Source organism: Dyadobacter sediminis (assembly GCF_005860765.1).
GTDB classification, from domain to species: domain Bacteria; phylum Bacteroidota; class Bacteroidia; order Cytophagales; family Spirosomataceae; genus Dyadobacter; species Dyadobacter sediminis.
The window spans coordinates 271,958-288,375 of the sequence record NZ_VCEI01000028.1 but is presented as its reverse complement, the minus strand read 5'-3'; the positions used below and the strand labels follow the sequence as shown (position 1 = coordinate 288,375).

Sequence of the window (16,418 nt, the reverse complement as noted above, 5' to 3'; positions counted from 1 at the left end):
TAAATGTTACCTGAAAGTAACAGCAGGCACGTCCGGGATTTTGATAGAAGTCTGAATGAGGTTGCTCGTACATTTGGCAATGATTTTTCCTTCCGTACTGACAATTTCCCCTTCCACATGCACGATGTTTCTGCCCGAACGGATCACTTTGGATTTGGCAATGATAACCTGTCCGGGAACGGCCGGGTTCAGAAAGTCACAATTCAGGTTTACAGAAGTAAATGCAAATTCCCGGCCCATTGCATAAACCATCGTGCCGACGATGTCATCCAGAATCGTGGCTGCAATGCCGCCATGCAACGTCCGCATCGGATTGCACATGTCTTCCCGAACGACGTATTCTATTTGCATGAAGTCCATGCCTACATCCATAAGCTTGCCGTTCAACCAGTTGGCTACCGGCGAAAAATCCTGGCTTGCCGGCTTTCCAATAAATTGCTTAAGGAAATCAATCCTTTTGTTTTCAGAATCCATTAAGGAATTAGATATGTGCACGTTTGAAAAGTCACCGTTCTATACGGCAACATTATAAAAATAGTAATTATCTCAGAAAGATACAGGGTAATCCGTCATTGATATGGATTTTATTGCTACGTATCAAAGGTAATTACTACCTTTGCCGGAGTTTTTGCCAGAGATAAAAGCATACTCATATATGAATTTTACGTTATCGCAAGTTCCTGTCCGTACTGAAAAACCCAGGGAAAAGGGGATCACCATGGTAATGGATAAAGGACTAAGTATCAGGGAAACAGAAGATATGATTTCCACTGCATCGCCTTATATAGATATCGTAAAGCTTGGCTGGGCCACTTCTTTTGTAACTCCGAATCTGAATGAAAAACTGGCTGTTTACAAAAGCGCCAACATTCCCGTTTATTTTGGCGGAACGTTGTTTGAAGCCTTTGTTGTAAGAAACCAGTTTGACGATTACCGAAAGCTGCTTGACAAATACGATCTGAAATATGCGGAAGTTTCCGACGGTTCCATTGAAATGGCGCAGGATGTCAAATGTGAATATATCCATACGCTTTCCAAGCAGGTGACCGTACTTTCCGAAGTAGGCTCAAAGGATGAAAACAAGATCATTCCGCCTTACAAATGGATTCAGCTGATCAAATCGGAACTTCAGGCAGGCGCATGGAAAGTAATCGGCGAAGCCAGAGAATCCGGAAATGTAGGTTTGTTCAGGGCAAGCGGTGAAGTACGGCAAGGACTTGTTGAAGAAATCCTGACCGAAATCGCTTTTGAGGACATGCTCTGGGAAGCACCTCAGAAATCGCAGCAAGTCTGGTTTGTAAAACTTCTGGGCGCCAATGTAAATTTAGGAAATATTGCCCCGAGTGAACTCATTCCGCTTGAAACAATCCGTTTGGGACTGCGTGGAGATACTTTTAATCACTTCCTGAATACAAAAACCAAGCAAAAGTGGAAAATCGATTCCAAATAATATCACATACTTAAATACAGACTTGTTAAATTAAATTAGCTATGGAATTTTTAACGCAGTTCATTGATTTTTTTCTTCATCTGGACAAGCATTTGTTCAATATCGTGGAACAATACGGCACGCTTACTTATGTCATTCTGTTCCTGATTGTTTTTACTGAAACCGGACTTGTAATCATGCCTTTGCTGCCGGGCGATTCACTGTTATTCGCTGCCGGAGCCATTGCGGCTAATCAGGGAACCGGCCTGAATGTCTGGCTGATCATCATTGTACTGATCATTGCGGCGCTTCTGGGCGACAATGTCAATTACTTTATGGGTAAAAAGTTTGGCGGAGAAATCAAGAAACGGGAGCGTATATTATTCCTGAAAAGAGAATACCTTGAAAAAACCGAGGCATTTTATGAAAAGCATGGCGGAAGCACTGTAATCATGGCACGATTCATTCCGATTGTGCGTACAGTTGCTCCGTTCGTAGCCGGTGCCGGAAGTATGAATTATTCAAAATACATTGTCTATTGCGTCATAGGAGCCGTTTTGTGGGTTCCATCGCTTACATTGCTTGGCTTTTTCTTTGGCAATATGGAAATTGTTAAAAAGAATTTCGAGCTGGTTATTTTCGGTATTATCGGATTCTCTATTCTTCCAATGATCTTTCAGTATTTTAAAAGCCGCTTTACAAAACCGACTGCTGCGTAGGCGTTTGGCTGTTAGCTGTATAAATTGACCTATTTATATCGTAATTAAAAAGAGCTGTTAACTATGCGTTAACAGCTCTTTTCTTGTCAGGATAAAAAAACTGCCAGCTCAGAGCCGGCAGTTTTTTGTTTTTATTTGTTGAAAGCTCTTGGCCGTTAGCGTCTAGCCAAATAAAATGTACGCTAACAGCTAAAAGCCAAGAGCTAACCGCTAAAAGCTAATAGCCAACAGCTTACTATGATTTCGAAGAGTAATTTGGTGCTTCTTTCTGGATCATGACATCGTGCGGATGACTTTCTTTTACTCCGGCAGAAGTTATTTTTACAAATTGTGCCTTTTGCAATTCGGTAATATTGGAAGCACCGCAATAACCCATTCCGGCTTTCAGCCCACCAACCATTTGATAAACGATTTCCGATACTTTCCCTTTAAACGGAACCCGTCCGACAATTCCTTCCGGAACAAGCTTCTTGATATCATCTTCCGCATCCTGAAAATACCGGTCTTTGGAACCGTCTTCCATCGCTTCAACGGATCCCATTCCGCGGTAAGCCTTGAACTTCCGTCCTTCATAAATGACGATTTCGCCCGGCGCTTCATCGCTTCCGGCCAGCATGGAACCGATCATGATTGTACTTGCACCGCCGGCCAAAGCCTTTGTAATATCACCTGAAAAACGGATTCCGCCATCGGCAATCACAGGAACGTCTGTGCCTTTCAGCGCCTCGGCCGCCCACATAACGGCCGTAAGCTGCGGCACCCCGATACCGGCAATGATCCGTGTTGTGCAGATACTTCCCGGTCCCACTCCTACTTTCACTGCGTCCGCGCCGGCTTCTGCAAGTGCTTTTGCACCTTCGCCGGTTGCTACATTCCCTGCAATTACGTCCAGTTTCGGGAAGTGCTGTTTTACAGATTTCAAAGCTTCAATTACACCAAAAGAATGGCCGTGCGCCGTATCAAGGCTGATGACATCCACTCCGGCTTTTACCAGTGCTTCCACTCTTTTCAACAAATCATGCGTTACGCCTACTGCTGCTCCAACGCGCAGCCTTCCGTATTCATCCTTGCACGCATTCGGGTGCGATTTGCGTTTGAGTATATCTTTGTAAGTGATCAAGCCGGTAAGGCGATACTCAGCATCTACAATCGGAAGCTTTTCAATTTTGTATTCCTGCAGGATTTTTTCCGCGTCGTCCAACGACAAACCTTCGGATGCTGTAATCAGCTTTTCCTTGGTCATGATTTCGGTTACAGATTTTGACATTTCTTTTTCAAAACGAAGATCCCTGTTTGTCAGAATACCGATAAGCTTGTGATCTTTGTCAATAACCGGAATACCGCCGATTTTGAACTCACGCATGATCTGATGCGCATCGCCTAACGTTGCAGTATCTGAAAGTGTAATCGGGTCGAGAATCATTCCGCTTTCCGAACGTTTTACCTTCCGCACCTGCTCCGCCTGAGCTTCAAGGCTCATATTTTTGTGAATAATACCGATTCCACCTTCCTGCGCCATGGCAATAGCAAGGTCAAATTCAGTTACAGTATCCATTGCTGCAGAAACCAGGGGAACGTTCAGCTCAATGTTACGGGTAAGTTTGGTTTTTGTTGTTGTATTGCGAGGCAGGATCTCTGAATAACCAGGTATTAGAAGAACGTCGTCGTAAGTGAGTGCCTCAAGGAGGACTTTGGATAGCTCTGTGCTCATAGCAAATAAACGATTGTTATTTGCCGGGCAAAATTATGAAGAAGTTTGCAGTAAATAAAATAAATTGCACTTTCCCGATAAATATTCTTGGCAAAGTTTTTCAAAGCGGCAAAATTCAGGAAACCAGCACCCTCACTTTCTTGATCCTTTTCTTGTCAGCCGATTGTACTTTAAAAGTGATTTCCCTGTGAACGGCAATTTCTCCTGTACGCGGCAATCTTGAAAACAGTTCCAGCAGCAGGCCCGCCAGCGATTCGCTGTTTCCGCGGACTTCATCAAAATAGTCCGTTTCAAGGTTCAGGATTCTGCAAAGATCGTTAATGAGTACTTTTCCCTCAAAAACGTATGTATTGTCATCAACCTGCGTGTAATTTACTTCTTCATCTTCATCGTATTCATCGTTGATATCGCCAAAGATTTCCTCTATGATATCTTCCAGCGTAATGAGGCCGCTGGTTCCGCCGTATTCATCCACAACAATGGCCATATGCACACGGCGGTTCTGGAAATCTTTCATCAGATCGTCGAGGTGCTTGCTTTCCGGAATAAAATAGACAGGCCGTAAAAGTTTCTGCCATTGAAAATGCTCGTCCAGATGAATATGCGGCAGCAAATCCTTTACGTTCAGAATTCCTTCAATATGGTCGAGATCATCACGGAAAACGGGAACGCGCGAATAACCGGATTTATTGATCTTATCCATCAGCTCATGAAAATCCAGTTCAATATCAAAAGCGGTAATATGCAGCCGCGCCTGCATGGCTTTTTTGGCGTTCGTCTGCCTGAAATTGGCAAGTCCTCTTAAAAGGTCCGTTTCTTCTTCGCTTTCCGCTTTGGCTTCCAGCATTTCCGTTGAAATGTCGGCACCTTCCGGAGTAAGCACGCCAAAAGAATAGCCAAGGTTCATGATCGGCTGAGTAAGCGGACGACAGATTTTGATCAGAAACTGTGTTGTTCCTGCAATTCTGGGAATAAGTTCGTTGGCTCGCCGCGCACAGTTATACCGTACAACTGCATCCAGCCAAACCCAGACAGCAATGCTGCCGATTGCAATCCAGTGAAGCAGCTCCGTTGTACTGTTTTGAAATTGCAGCCAGAAAAGTCTTGCAGCCAGCAACAACGCAAGCAATGTAACCGCTCGCTGAACCAATGAAAGTGCCAATTGCTGAATCCGGCTTGGAACGTTGCTAACGGATTCGTTTTTGCGTTCCCATGGATTTTCCATTGCCCCGGAAGCAGCATAGGCGGCCCGTACACCCGAAAGAAAAACAGAAATAAAGAAGAAAACAATGATAAGAATAAGGTCGTATGGAGCCAGAAAATCAGTGGGTATGATGACTCCGGCTAATACAGCTTGCGTACATTTTCGGGGATATGAAATCCCCGTACGCGTTCGGGCGAGAGGATCGTCACTTTCAGTTGATTCTTTCACGAAATGTCAGGAAAAGTTTACAACAAACTTTCATTTGTTTAAATGTAGCGATTCTGCTCATAAATATTATTCCAAATAGTTTCAAAAATTGAAATAAGCATTTTTCCGGGCAGAACCGCTTTCATAAACAGGAATGTTATATATCAGAACGGCAAATCATCGTCATCGTTGCCTGCTGCCAGTGCCGGCGGAATCGGATCGGATGAACGCGCAGGCTGACTGCTTCTTGGCGCTAATGATTGGGTATAACCCTGATTCGGGTCGGTTCCTGCGCCGGAGCCGGCCGGGCCGCCGAGTAAAGTCATGCTGTTGGCACGAATGGTTATTCCGGTTCTTTGCTGTCCTTCCTTGTCAGTCCAGCTATCGGTACGGATACGGCCTTCGATATAAACCTGATTCCCTTTTTTAAGATATTTTTCGGCCACTTTGGCAAGCCCTTCCCACAGTTCAATCCGGTGCCATTCGGTATTGTCAACTCTTTCGCCGTTTTTATTGGTATACGATTCCGTCGTAGCAATGTTGAATTTAGCCACTGCCGATCCGCTTTCGAGGTATCTTACTTCGGGATCACTTCCCAGATTTCCTATTAAAATTACTTTATTAACACTTCCTGCCATGATTTCTGATTGTCAATGATTTTTAAAAACAGATTTTAAAGATAACGGATCCGAAAGCTTTTTATACCTTCCTACCAATTTTAAACGAATGAATCCTGTAAAAATACTTTATAGATGTGAAATGATACCGGCATAAACAATATCCGGATTCTTTTACAAATAATGCACTTCTTTCAAAACGGTATCGATCAGGATCGGTTTTGGCAGTTCTTCCACTTCTTCTTTTGAGTAAAATGCAAGGTTTTCAGGCAAATCCGGACTTTTTTCCAGCGGAACTGTGATCCACCAGAAATGCACATGCAGCTTCTGATGTGAAAGTACGTGGATGTATTCTTTAGGTATTTCCCTGATGATGCCTGTTTGCGACAGTTCATTCAGCGTTTTATAACCGGCAAAATCTTCAGGTGAGACGAGCGGCTTTGCGGATTCTACAAGAAAGAAGTCGTAAAGCCCTTTCCAGATATCCTTTGCAGTTCTTTCCCTAAGGGCAAGCTTTTCTCCTTTCTGAATGATGAAATAATTAAAGAAACGCTTTTTTACAGCTCCTTTTTTGGATTTAACCGGAAGCTGATTCTGCATTTTAAACGCATATGCATAACAGATGTCATTAAAAGGACAAACGGAACAATCCGGCGATACGGGCACACACTGGATAGCACCGAACTCGATCATGGCCTGGTTATAGGTTGCCGGATCTTCATGTGAAACAAGCTCTTTTGCCAGCGCTGCAAACTCCTTTTTACCTTCATTGCTCAGCATGTCCGACTGAATTCCGAAAATTCTCGACATAACGCGGTATACATTGCCGTCGATGGCAGCAACTGCTTCGCCGAAAGCAAAGGAAGCAATGGCGGCTGCAGTGTAGTTTCCAAGCCCTTTCAGCTTTGACAGTTTTGCAGCCGTTTCAGGAAATCTGCCTCCGTATTCATTCACAATCTGCCTTGCTGTAAAATGCATGTTTCTTGCTCTTGAGTAATAGCCAAGTCCCTGCCAGAGCCGCAGCACATCGCGCTCATCCGCATTGGCCAGGTCGAATACAGTCGGATAATGATGCAGGAATTTCTCATAATACGGAGTTCCATGTGCCACGCGTGTCTGCTGTAAAATTATTTCAGACAACCATATTTTATACGGGTCGGTAGTCTGTCGCCAGAGCAGCGGACGATGGTTTTTGAGATACCAAGATTTAAGTTTTTTATTAAAATCAATTACCTGAAAATGATCTGGTACCATAATGTTTGTACTTATGTACGCTGTTTTTTAACCATTTAGAAAAAAAATGAAAATGCCATTCTTTTAAATTCTGGTAAAATTACCGTACCTTTGTGTTCCCAAATTTCAGAGGAGCAAGTAAATAAATGAAATAATATCCACTTAAAGTAAACAATCAAAGTGACTAAGGCAGACGTAATCGCACAGATTTCTGAGAAAACAGGTGTAGACAAGGGCGATGTTCAACAAACGCTAGAATCGTTTTTCACCGTAGTAAAGGACTCCCTTTCTGATGGTGAGAACCTTTATGTAAGAGGTTTCGGTAGTTTCATTAATAAAAAGCGTGCGCGTAAGGTTGCCCGTAATATTTCGAAGGGAACTTCAATGATTATCGATGAGCATTTTGTGCCAAGCTTCAAGCCTGCAAAAGTTTTTGTTGAGCAAGTTAAGGAAAGTGACAAACTGAAAGCAGTCGCTGAAAAGTAATTCCCTGAAAAGGCGTAGGTTATAAAAGTATGAAAAAGTCTATTTTACTTTCATGTGTATTTGCAGTAGCGCTGGTTGGAACGCTTTTCAGCCTTCCCAAGGTTGTTGTGAATACAAAAGGAAAAGAAATGGACAAAGAGAGAAGCCAGACGGCCGCAGCTGCAAAACCATCTGCTCCGGAAACATCTCCGCAGTCGCATGATGGAGCCACTTTATCACCGGATCAGCAGAAAATAGTCGATCAGCTCAGAAGTGGCTTCATTCAGGCGGGTGAAAAAGAAAAGATAACGGCCGGATTGAAGTTGTCCGATAAATTTGCAGAACTTCAGAAATTTGACAGTGCCGCTTTCTACGCAGAGAAAGTTACCCTTTTATCTCCGACCATTGACAATCTTGTAAGAACCGGCGATCGTTATTACGAAGCATACGGTTTTGCAGTGGATGATCAGAAAGCAAAAAATCTCGGCGCTAAAACCCGGGAATATTACCAGAAAGCAATTGACCAGAATCCTGGCTTACTCGCTGCAAAAGCCAACATGGCTATGACTTACGTAAATACAGAAAATCCCATGCAGGGTATTCTGATGCTGCGCGAAGTCATTGATACGGATCCTACCAATGAACTTGCATTGTTCAATCTGGGGATTTTATCCATGCGGTCCAACCAGTATTCCAAAGCTGCCGACAGATTCAGACAGATTTTAACGAATAACCCTGCCAATACAAAAGCAAAATTCTATTTGGGGCTGACTCTTGTAGAACTGGGCGATAAGGAACAAGCGCGTAAGATTCTGTCGGAGGTCAAAAAAGAAGAAAAAGATCCGGTTATTCAACAGGCTATCGGCGAACTGGAAGACCGGATGAATAATGGATAAACAGAAATAAGAAAATCATTTTTTATTTATAAACGACACAAGTTATGCCTTGCGGAAAGAAAAGAAAAAGACATAAGATTTCCACTCACAAGAGAAAGAAACGCCTTAGAAAAAACAGACATAAGAAGAAATAATAATCATGACCGGATTTTGACAAAAAATCCGGTCATGCCTTCTTCACCTCGTATGTATTGCCCCTTTCAGTCTTGAAATGCGGGAGGTTAATTATCAACATTATATAGCCATTCAGTTGGTTGAACATTGAGTAACGAATTACTAATCAATTCTACTCAAAAGGGAGAACGTATAGCCCTTTTGCAGGATAAACGTCTTTTAGAATATCACGTCGAAACACCGGATCAGAGCTTTACCGTCGGGGATATTTATCTTGGTACGGTCAGAAAGCTGGTCGCGGGGCTGAATGCCGCGTTTGTGGATGTCGGATTTGAAAAAGATGCGTTTCTGCATTATCTGGATTTAGGGCCTAACATCAATTCTCTCAACAAGCTTACAAAGGATGTAATTTCCAAGCGTGTCAATTCAGGCAAACTGAACAATTTCAAGATGGAACCTGAAATTGAAAAGCTTGGAAAAATTGATAAAGTCCTTTCAAAGAATCAGCCGATTCTTGTACAGATCGTCAAAGAGCCTATCTCTACAAAAGGCCCGCGTCTGTCCTGTGATATTTCCATAGCAGGCCGTTACATTGTACTGGTTCCTTTTTCCAATTCTGTAAACCTTTCCAAAAAGATTACGGATAAACAGGAAAGAAACCGGTTACAGCGCCTGATGTCGTCCATCAAGCCGGCCAATTTCGGTGTAATCATCCGCACCGTTGCGACCGGAAAAGATGTGGACGAACTGAACAAGGATTTGCAGGATTGCCTTGATAAATGGGAAAACGGTATTAAAAACCTTCGTGATGCCAAGCCGCGCGACCGCGTAATCGGTGAAATGAATCGTGCCTCTTCCATTATCCGTGACATGCTTAATGAATCTTTTGACAGCATTACTGTGGATTCAAAAGAGGTTTACGACGACATCAAAGCCTATATTCACAACATTGCGCCGGACAAGGAAAACATTCTCAGGTTACATAATGGCAAAAACAAGATCTTCGAACAATTCGGTCTGGAAAAACAGATCAAATCCTTGTTCGGACGTTCTGTAAGCTTGCCAAACGGCGGTTATCTGATCATTGAACATACCGAAGCTTTACACGTTATTGACGTTAACAGCGGAAATAAGTCCAATTCGGAAGAAGATCAGGAAGCTACTGCTTTAAGCGTGAATGTGGAGGCAGCCAAAGAAATTGCCAGACAACTGCGTCTTCGCGATATGGGCGGAATTATCGTCGTGGATTTTATCGACATGAAAAAAGCGGAAAACAAACGTACGCTTTTTGATATCATGCGCGATGAAATGAAAGGCGACCGTTCGAAATACACGATCCTTCCGCTTTCAAAATTCGGCCTGCTGCAAATTACACGCCAGCGCGTACGGCCGGAAATGAATATCGTAACGCGTGAAACCTGCCCTACTTGTGGCGGAACGGGTACGATTCAGGCTAGTATTCTTGTATCGGATGTGATTGCCAACAATCTGGATTATATTCTGACCAAGCAGAACGAGCGGGGAATCACAATTTCACTTCATCCCTTCCTTCACTCCTACTTTACAAAAGGGCTGATTTCAGAACAGGTGAAATGGCTTTTTCGTTACAAAACATGGGTTAAGCTGATTAAAGACTCGTCTCTTGGCGTTGTGGATTTCAAATTCCATAATCAGTACGGAGAAGAAATAGAGATTGTTCCCGGAAACTAGAACGGCATTTGAAAGTCGGCGTTGCTATTTACCTTTCCAGACAGGAGTTCTTTTTTCTTTGAAAGCCCGTGTGCCTTCTCTTGCATCTTCCGTTTGAAGCAAATGATCCAGTTGTGCTTTAAGAAAAGCATGCTGCTCATTTGGAGGAATATTCCTTAATTTTGTCAGTGCTTTCATTCCCGACTGAATGGCCAAAGGTGCATTCCGGCAAATTTCTGTTGCAAGCGTTTTTACGTGTTCAGCAATACTTTCCTTTTCTGTAACTGAAGTAACAAGTCCTGCCTGAAAAGCTTCATCGGCATTGTAGGATTTACCGGTTATTGCCATTTCCAGTATCTTTCTGGGCGGAATAATGTTCAGCAATGAAGCCATAACCTGCATCGGCCATATGCCGCGTTTTACTTCCGGCAGACTGAAAGTGCATTCATTGGTACAAACTACGAATGTGCAGCCGCAAACCATCAGAAATCCTCCCGCAATAACAGCGCCTTCCACTTGTGCAATGCTTGGTTTCAGCAATTCGGCAAAGGCATCTCCGAGCCTTATTTCTTCACGCGCAGCCGGCAAGGAAGTGTTTTCTGTATCCGCGGCTAAGTCATGAAAGGCATTCAGGTCAGCTCCGGCGCAGAAAACAGGTCCTTCTGCATTGATGATAATGCACCTTACATCGCTGTGATAATGTGCAAAGGCCAGCGCAAAAGTAATTTCGGCAGCCATGGAAGGAGTGAACGCATTGCGCTTGTGCGGCCGGTTCAGCGTTATGGTAAAAGTGTGATCCGCCAGAGAAGTTTTAATATATAAAAATCTGGCAGCATCAAATGACCGAACGTCTTCTTCTGTGTAAAATCGCATGGCAATTAATTGTCTTTCAGTTTAAATAAAAGATAATTTCCTTAATCTGCGGTAACCTGTTCCAGCATTTTTATATACTGCGCAATGCCTTCTTCTATTTCCCGGAGATAAATAAATTCATCTGCACTATGCGATCGTGCTGAATGACCGGGTCCCATTTTCAACGACGGACAATCCAGTAGAGCCTGATCGGAAGTTGTTGGCGAACCGTAAGCAGTCCGGCCGAGCTTCAAGCCTTCCTGAACAATCGGATGTTCCATCGGAATGCTGGACGGACGCAGCCGGATTGATCTCGCGGAAACCTCAGACTGAATATTGTTCTGAATCACTTCAATTATTTCTTCAAGCGAATATTGTTCCGTAACCCTAACATCAATCGTGAAAGTACAGGCGTCGGGCACTACATTATGCTGCGTTCCCGCATTGATAATTGTGACCGACATTTTGATCGGGCCCAGCGTCGGTGAAACTTTCGGAAAACGAAAATCTGAAACCCACTGAATATCATTCAGTGCTTTATAAATGGCATTTTCTCCTTCTTCCCTTGCTGCATGTCCGGATTTTCCTTTGGCTGTACAATCCAGCACCAGCAAGCCTTTTTCAGCAACTGCAAGGTTCATTTCCGTGGGTTCGCCCACGATAGCAAATGAAATTTCGGGCAGTTCAGGAATGACGATTTCCAAACCGTCTTTTCCGGATATTTCTTCTTCAGCCGTTGCAGCCATAACCAGATTATAACGCAGATCTTCACGATTATAAAAGTGACAAAAAGTTGCAATCAGTGAAACAAGGCATCCTCCGGCATCATTACTTCCCAAACCAAACAATTTTTCATCATCAGTAATGGCTTTGAAAGGGTCCAGCGTCCAGGATTTATTGGGCTTTACCGTATCATGGTGGGAATTCAGCAAAATCGTAGGCTTTCTTTCATCAAAATGAAGGTTATAAGCCCATATGTTGTTTTTCCTGGTGTGAAAAGGAATATTCTTCCTGGTAAAAAAATCAACAATCAATGCTGCAGTCTGCGTTTCTTCCCTGCTGAACGAAGGCGATTCAATCAACTGCTTTAAAAGCGTAATTGCTTCTTCCGAGTACAACTTTAAATTTTCCTGCGTCATTACCATCTTACCTGTCCGTCCCCTTTTACAATCCATTTTTCAGTCACGAGCTTTTCCAGCGCAAACGGCCCTCTTGCATGTAATTTCTGCGTAGAAATCCCGATTTCCGCGCCAAGTGCAAAAACGCCGCCGTCTGTAAAACGGGTAGAAGCATTGGCGTAAACCGAAGCTGCATCCACTTCTTTAAGGAATGTTTCAACTGCATGTTCATCTTCGGACACAATAGCCTCGGAATGACGTGAAGAATACATTTCGATATTTTTCAATGCATCGTCCAATCCGTCCACAATTTTTACCGAACATTTGAAATCCAGAAATTCTCTTCCGAAATCGTCCGGTTGTGCTTTTTGCAAGTACGGATAACCTGCGTTTTCCAGAATTTGATAAGAAGTTTCATCTGCGAAAACCTCCACATTCCATTTGATAAAATCCTCTTTTAATTTCGGCAAAAAGCTTTCTGCGACCTCGCGATCAACAAGGATTGTATCCAGCGCATTGCATGCCGAGGGTTTCGACACTTTCGCATTGACCACAATCTGCACTCCTTTATCCAGATCGCCTGTTTTTTCAATATACGTATGACAAACGCCGGCTCCGGTTTCAATCGTCGGAACAAGCGAATTTTGCCTAACATATTTAATAAGTCCTTCCGATCCACGCGGAATAATGATATCTACATATTGCGTGGCTGTGAGCAGTTCGCCCACAAATTCACGACCAGTCGGCAACAACGTGACAGCCGCAGCCGGAATGTTAAACTGCTCTAGCGCTTTATGAATCAGACTTACCAGATATGTATTGGAATAATGCGCTTCCTTTCCGCCTTTAAGTACGCATGCATTGGCAGAACGCAGGCAAAGCGAAGCCACATCAATCGTTACATTCGGGCGGGATTCGTAAATGACACCCACAACGCCGAGCGGCACGGCAATTTTCTTTAAAGAAAGCCCTTGTTCAATCGTTTTTTCAGGAAAAATATCGCCGGAAGGATCGGGCAGTGCGGCTACATCACGCAGACTCTGCGCCAGATCTTTTATTCTTTTTTCATTCAGAAGCAGCCGGTCCTTTTTCGGGTCGGCATCGTCCATCAATGCAAGATCTTTCCGGTTTTCCATGATGATGTTTTCGGTATTGGATAAAACCAGTTCAGAAAGCGCAACAAGCAATTCGGAACGCTGCCCGTCCGACAGACGGCGAACTGCGGCAGATGCATTTCTGGTTTCTTTTAAAAGAGGTAAGATAGATTCCATCAGAGTAAAACGATATCGTTGGCATGCGCCACTTCAAAATTCAGTGTTTTCAGGTTTTCACGTATGGCCGAGGAAGTTTCCCTCGCTCTTGCCACGGCAATCATTTCTTTTTCGTGCGAATAAATTTCGATGATTTCTCCGGATTCAAAATCACCATCCACTTCGGTCACGCCCACTGCCAGAAGACTTTTTCTTTTTAACAAAGCCTTCGAAGCGCCTTCATCAATCTGTAATCTGCCGGATACGAGCCCTCCGCTTCCAAGCCAGCGGTTGCGGGCGGATAATGTACTTTTCCCCGGCTGAATAAGCGTACCGGCATTTCCCTGCAATGCTTCCAGCAATTCATCCTTTCCGTTCATTCCAAAAATAATAACCCGGATTGCCATACGCGCTGCAAGTTTGGCAAAGGTAAGTTTGGAAGCCATTCCGCCAAGTCCGAGGAATGATTTATCGGTTCTTACAAATTTAAAAACTTCATTCACATTGGATACGTTCCTCAAGATTTTCCCCTGCTCATCAAGAAGCCCGCCTACCGACGTGCAGAACATCAGTATTTCCGCGCCGAAGCCGACTGCCAGCAAAGTGGCAAGTTCGTCATTATCCGAAAATTTCAGCTCACGGTCACTAACCACGTCATTTTCATTGACAATCGGAATGATATTGTTTTCCCAGAGTTCTTCAAACGTTTCCTTTAACTGAAGAAATTTACTTCTGTTTGCAAAATGCTGCCTTTCACAAAGACTTTGTGCAATATATATTTTATTAGGCGCAAAGTGCGTCGCATACAACCCGACAAGCAACGGATTTCCGACTGAAGCAGCAGCTTTTCGCTGCGTCATCGTGCCTTTGTAATCCTGAATGTATGCTTTTCCAGCACCTACCGCTCCGGAGGAAACAATGATAATGCGATAGCCGGAATGAATTTCCGAAACCTGGCGCGCTATTTCCGAAATGATCCGGATATCCGGCTCGCCGGAAGGAAGTGTAATAGAAGCTGTACCGAACTTTATTACTAGTATTGGTTTTGACACTTTAATATCTGAAATAATGGCATGCTGCAAGTTCCGCACATGCTTTTTGAAAGCCGATTTTGGGCTAAAAATAAATCATTTCGAATGAAATTGGATACATTACTGCTTTATACCGGCATTATTTGAATCAGAACGGGTTTTCAGGTACGCTTCCGTCGAATTTTATTTTCAGTTTCAAGGCTTGTTTCAAAAGTTCAAGATAGGTGTTTCTGGGAATTTCAACGGCGCCGTAACGCAGCACATTGTCATTCATGAACTGGGTATCCAGCAAAGCAAACCGGTTTTTACGCAAGATCTGGATCAGATAATGAAATGCAACCTTGGAAGCATTGCTCTCTGCCGAAAACATGGATTCCCCGAAAAATGCACCGTTTATAGATACACCGTAAAGCCCGCCCGCCAGCTTGCCGTTCCGGTAAGCTTCCACACTGTGTGCAAAGCCCATATGATGCAATGCGGTATACGTAGCGATAATTTCTTCCGAAATCCAGGTTCCGGATTCATCGGCTCGCGGCCCTGAGCATCCCCGCATGACGCCTTCAAAATCGGTGTTTACTCTTATTTCAAACTGTTTTTTATTCAGAACCGGACGCAATGATTTGGCAGGCTTATAGATTTCAATAGGAATAATGGCCCTTGGGTCCGGTGAATACCAGTAAATGGTGCCGTCTGCCTCAGCCATCGGGAATATGCCGTTGATATATCCATACAGTAAATCATCGGTTGTAATCTCTGACATTGAAGCAGTTGGTTAGTATTTCTTGGCAGCTGTTATAAATTAATGCATCAAACGAACCATAAAAATATATTTTCTGTTTCTTTGGAGTGACAATTTTTTTTTCAAAATTTGCACCTTACTACGACACACAACAAAATCAATGAACAACAACGGCATACATACTGTTCTTCATACTACGCCTTTCCGATTCAGGTCCCCCCGGACCGCATAATTTTCTTTTACCTACGTGGTAAAGCTTTTATACCCCTTATTTCTTTATAATTCCTGAAACGTCCCATCGTTTTTATTCTGGGTATATTAATTATTGTTTCGAACATTTTTGTCAGAGTAGCCATCAATGAAAAATACCGAAGTAGTGGGCAGTAAGTTTATCGTTCAGACTGCCAATGAAAATCATTTCCGTTTTGCCGATATTATCTGTGCAGAAATGGAAGAGAGCGCTAAAAAGCGTGGTACCGGAATAGCCAAACGTTCTCCTGTTTATATCATGGAGAAAATGGTAGAAGGAAAAGCAATTATTGCAACAACGGAAACCGGCGAATGGGTTGGTTTCTGCTATATAGAAACGTGGGAACACGGAAAGTTCGTAGCCAATTCGGGCCTTATCGTACATCCTGATTTCCGCAACAGCGGCATGGCCAAGGCGATCAAGCAAAAAGCGTTTGAATTGTCGCGCACCAAATACCCGGATGCTAAAATTATTGGTATTACGACGAGCTTGCCGGTGATGAAAATCAATTCGGATCTGGGTTACGAACCCGTTACATTCAGCGAACTTCCTGCGGACGACGCGTTCTGGAAAGGCTGTGCAAGCTGCGTGAATTATGATGTTTTGACGCGTACCGGCAGAAAGCACTGCCTTTGCACCGGAATGATGTACAACCCGGACGAAAAGAAAAAACCGGAAGTGGAAAAAACCTCGTGGGATTTCCTGAAAGAGTCAAGCCTTTATGAGCGCTGGATGCGTATCAAGCAACGCATTTTATTGCGAAGGGAAGAACGCGCCAAAAAGAAAAACGCCGGGGCCGTGCTCGTACATTAAAGTACCGCATTCATTTACAGATTTTATATATCTTTTAAATACCTCGCCCGGCAGCCAAAGCAAGCCGAAGCGAGGTATTTT

General features: G+C 43.6%; 16 protein-coding genes. 6 read left to right on the top strand and 10 right to left on the bottom strand.

The window, feature by feature from the left end:
• Positions 1–6: 6 nt before the first annotated feature.
• Complete coding sequence (locus tag FEM55_RS18300; protein WP_138282839.1) at positions 7–474, bottom strand: PaaI family thioesterase; 468 nt, start codon at positions 472–474, stop codon at positions 7–9.
• A 181-nt stretch (positions 475–655) separates the two neighbouring features.
• On the opposite strand from FEM55_RS18300, the gene FEM55_RS18295 reads away from it, so the two are divergent.
• Complete coding sequence (locus FEM55_RS18295) at positions 656–1,450, top strand: phosphosulfolactate synthase (RefSeq protein ID WP_138282838.1); 795 nt, start codon at positions 656–658, stop codon at positions 1,448–1,450.
• A gap of 41 nt (positions 1,451–1,491) precedes the next feature.
• On the top strand, positions 1,492–2,148 hold the full coding sequence (locus tag FEM55_RS18290; protein WP_138282837.1) for a DedA family protein: 657 nt from the start codon (positions 1,492–1,494) through the stop codon (positions 2,146–2,148).
• Between the two features lie 235 nt (positions 2,149–2,383).
• Here the strand turns inward: FEM55_RS18290 and guaB are convergent, their stop codons facing one another.
• The 4 genes from guaB to mutY all read right to left on the bottom strand — a co-directional run bounded on the left by guaB (position 2,384) and on the right by mutY (position 7,141).
• The gene (gene guaB, locus FEM55_RS18285) at positions 2,384–3,859 is read right to left on the bottom strand and encodes an IMP dehydrogenase (protein ID WP_138282836.1); all 1,476 of its coding nucleotides are present in this window, start codon (positions 3,857–3,859) and stop codon (positions 2,384–2,386) included.
• Between the two features lie 115 nt (positions 3,860–3,974).
• On the bottom strand, positions 3,975–5,291 hold the full coding sequence (locus FEM55_RS18280; RefSeq protein WP_138282835.1) for a transporter associated domain-containing protein: 1,317 nt from the start codon (positions 5,289–5,291) through the stop codon (positions 3,975–3,977).
• A gap of 143 nt (positions 5,292–5,434) precedes the next feature.
• Positions 5,435–5,908: a single-stranded DNA-binding protein gene (locus tag FEM55_RS18275; protein ID WP_138282834.1), complete on the bottom strand. Its 474-nt coding sequence runs from the start codon at positions 5,906–5,908 to the stop codon at positions 5,435–5,437.
• Positions 5,909–6,061: 153 nt separating this feature from the next.
• A complete protein-coding gene (gene mutY / locus FEM55_RS18270) occupies positions 6,062–7,141 on the bottom strand; it encodes an A/G-specific adenine glycosylase (RefSeq protein ID WP_138282833.1) in 1,080 nt (359 codons plus the stop codon).
• A gap of 159 nt (positions 7,142–7,300) precedes the next feature.
• Here mutY and FEM55_RS18265 point away from each other — a divergent pair, with 159 nt between their 5' ends.
• The 3 genes from FEM55_RS18265 to FEM55_RS18255 all read left to right on the top strand — a co-directional run bounded on the left by FEM55_RS18265 (position 7,301) and on the right by FEM55_RS18255 (position 10,305).
• A complete protein-coding gene (locus FEM55_RS18265; RefSeq protein WP_015813879.1) occupies positions 7,301–7,606 on the top strand; it encodes an HU family DNA-binding protein in 306 nt (101 codons plus the stop codon).
• Between the two features lie 29 nt (positions 7,607–7,635).
• Complete coding sequence (locus FEM55_RS18260; RefSeq protein WP_138282832.1) at positions 7,636–8,481, top strand: tetratricopeptide repeat protein; 846 nt, start codon at positions 7,636–7,638, stop codon at positions 8,479–8,481.
• 261 nt (positions 8,482–8,742) lie between these two features.
• A complete protein-coding gene (locus tag FEM55_RS18255) occupies positions 8,743–10,305 on the top strand; it encodes an Rne/Rng family ribonuclease (RefSeq protein ID WP_171036603.1) in 1,563 nt (520 codons plus the stop codon).
• Between the two features lie 24 nt (positions 10,306–10,329).
• Here the strand turns inward: FEM55_RS18255 and FEM55_RS18250 are convergent, their stop codons facing one another.
• From FEM55_RS18250 to aat, 5 genes are all read right to left on the bottom strand, one after another.
• A complete protein-coding gene (locus FEM55_RS18250; protein WP_138282831.1) occupies positions 10,330–11,157 on the bottom strand; it encodes an enoyl-CoA hydratase/isomerase family protein in 828 nt (275 codons plus the stop codon).
• Positions 11,158–11,198: 41 nt separating this feature from the next.
• Positions 11,199–12,281 (bottom strand): M20 family metallo-hydrolase, encoded by a 1,083-nt coding sequence (locus FEM55_RS18245; RefSeq protein ID WP_138282830.1) that lies wholly within the window; start codon positions 12,279–12,281, stop codon positions 11,199–11,201.
• Positions 12,275–13,525, bottom strand: coding sequence for a glutamate-5-semialdehyde dehydrogenase (locus tag FEM55_RS18240; protein ID WP_138282829.1), 1,251 nt, complete (start codon positions 13,523–13,525; stop codon positions 12,275–12,277). Before FEM55_RS18240 ends, FEM55_RS18245 begins: the two co-directional genes overlap by 7 nt.
• A complete protein-coding gene (proB, locus tag FEM55_RS18235; protein ID WP_138282828.1) occupies positions 13,525–14,556 on the bottom strand; it encodes a glutamate 5-kinase in 1,032 nt (343 codons plus the stop codon). Before proB ends, FEM55_RS18240 begins: the two co-directional genes overlap by 1 nt.
• 127 nt (positions 14,557–14,683) lie before the next feature.
• Positions 14,684–15,295, bottom strand: coding sequence for a leucyl/phenylalanyl-tRNA--protein transferase (aat, locus tag FEM55_RS18230; RefSeq protein WP_138282827.1), 612 nt, complete (start codon positions 15,293–15,295; stop codon positions 14,684–14,686).
• A gap of 337 nt (positions 15,296–15,632) precedes the next feature.
• Between aat and FEM55_RS18225 the strand changes: the two genes are divergently transcribed.
• The gene (locus FEM55_RS18225) at positions 15,633–16,337 is read left to right on the top strand and encodes a GNAT family N-acetyltransferase (RefSeq protein WP_138282826.1); all 705 of its coding nucleotides are present in this window, start codon (positions 15,633–15,635) and stop codon (positions 16,335–16,337) included.
• Positions 16,338–16,418: the final 81 nt, after the last annotated feature.

What these genes read in the sequence shown, in the direction of transcription:
- FEM55_RS18300 (WP_138282839.1), bottom strand. Translation starts at nt 474, where the DNA reads ATGGATTCTGAAAACAAAAGGATTGATTTCCTTAAGCAATTTATTGGA.
- FEM55_RS18295 (WP_138282838.1), top strand. Translation starts at nt 656, where the DNA reads ATGAATTTTACGTTATCGCAAGTTCCTGTCCGTACTGAAAAACCCAGG.
- FEM55_RS18290 (WP_138282837.1), top strand. Translation starts at nt 1,492, where the DNA reads ATGGAATTTTTAACGCAGTTCATTGATTTTTTTCTTCATCTGGACAAG.
- guaB (WP_138282836.1), bottom strand. Translation starts at nt 3,859, where the DNA reads ATGAGCACAGAGCTATCCAAAGTCCTCCTTGAGGCACTCACTTACGAC.
- FEM55_RS18275 (WP_138282834.1), bottom strand. Translation starts at nt 5,908, where the DNA reads ATGGCAGGAAGTGTTAATAAAGTAATTTTAATAGGAAATCTGGGAAGT.
- mutY (WP_138282833.1), bottom strand. Translation starts at nt 7,141, where the DNA reads ATGGTACCAGATCATTTTCAGGTAATTGATTTTAATAAAAAACTTAAA.
- FEM55_RS18260 (WP_138282832.1), top strand. Translation starts at nt 7,636, where the DNA reads ATGAAAAAGTCTATTTTACTTTCATGTGTATTTGCAGTAGCGCTGGTT.
- FEM55_RS18250 (WP_138282831.1), bottom strand. Translation starts at nt 11,157, where the DNA reads ATGCGATTTTACACAGAAGAAGACGTTCGGTCATTTGATGCTGCCAGA.
- FEM55_RS18245 (WP_138282830.1), bottom strand. Translation starts at nt 12,281, where the DNA reads ATGGTAATGACGCAGGAAAATTTAAAGTTGTACTCGGAAGAAGCAATT.
- FEM55_RS18240 (WP_138282829.1), bottom strand. Translation starts at nt 13,525, where the DNA reads ATGGAATCTATCTTACCTCTTTTAAAAGAAACCAGAAATGCATCTGCC.
- aat (WP_138282827.1), bottom strand. Translation starts at nt 15,295, where the DNA reads ATGTCAGAGATTACAACCGATGATTTACTGTATGGATATATCAACGGC.
- FEM55_RS18225 (WP_138282826.1), top strand. Translation starts at nt 15,633, where the DNA reads ATGAAAAATACCGAAGTAGTGGGCAGTAAGTTTATCGTTCAGACTGCC.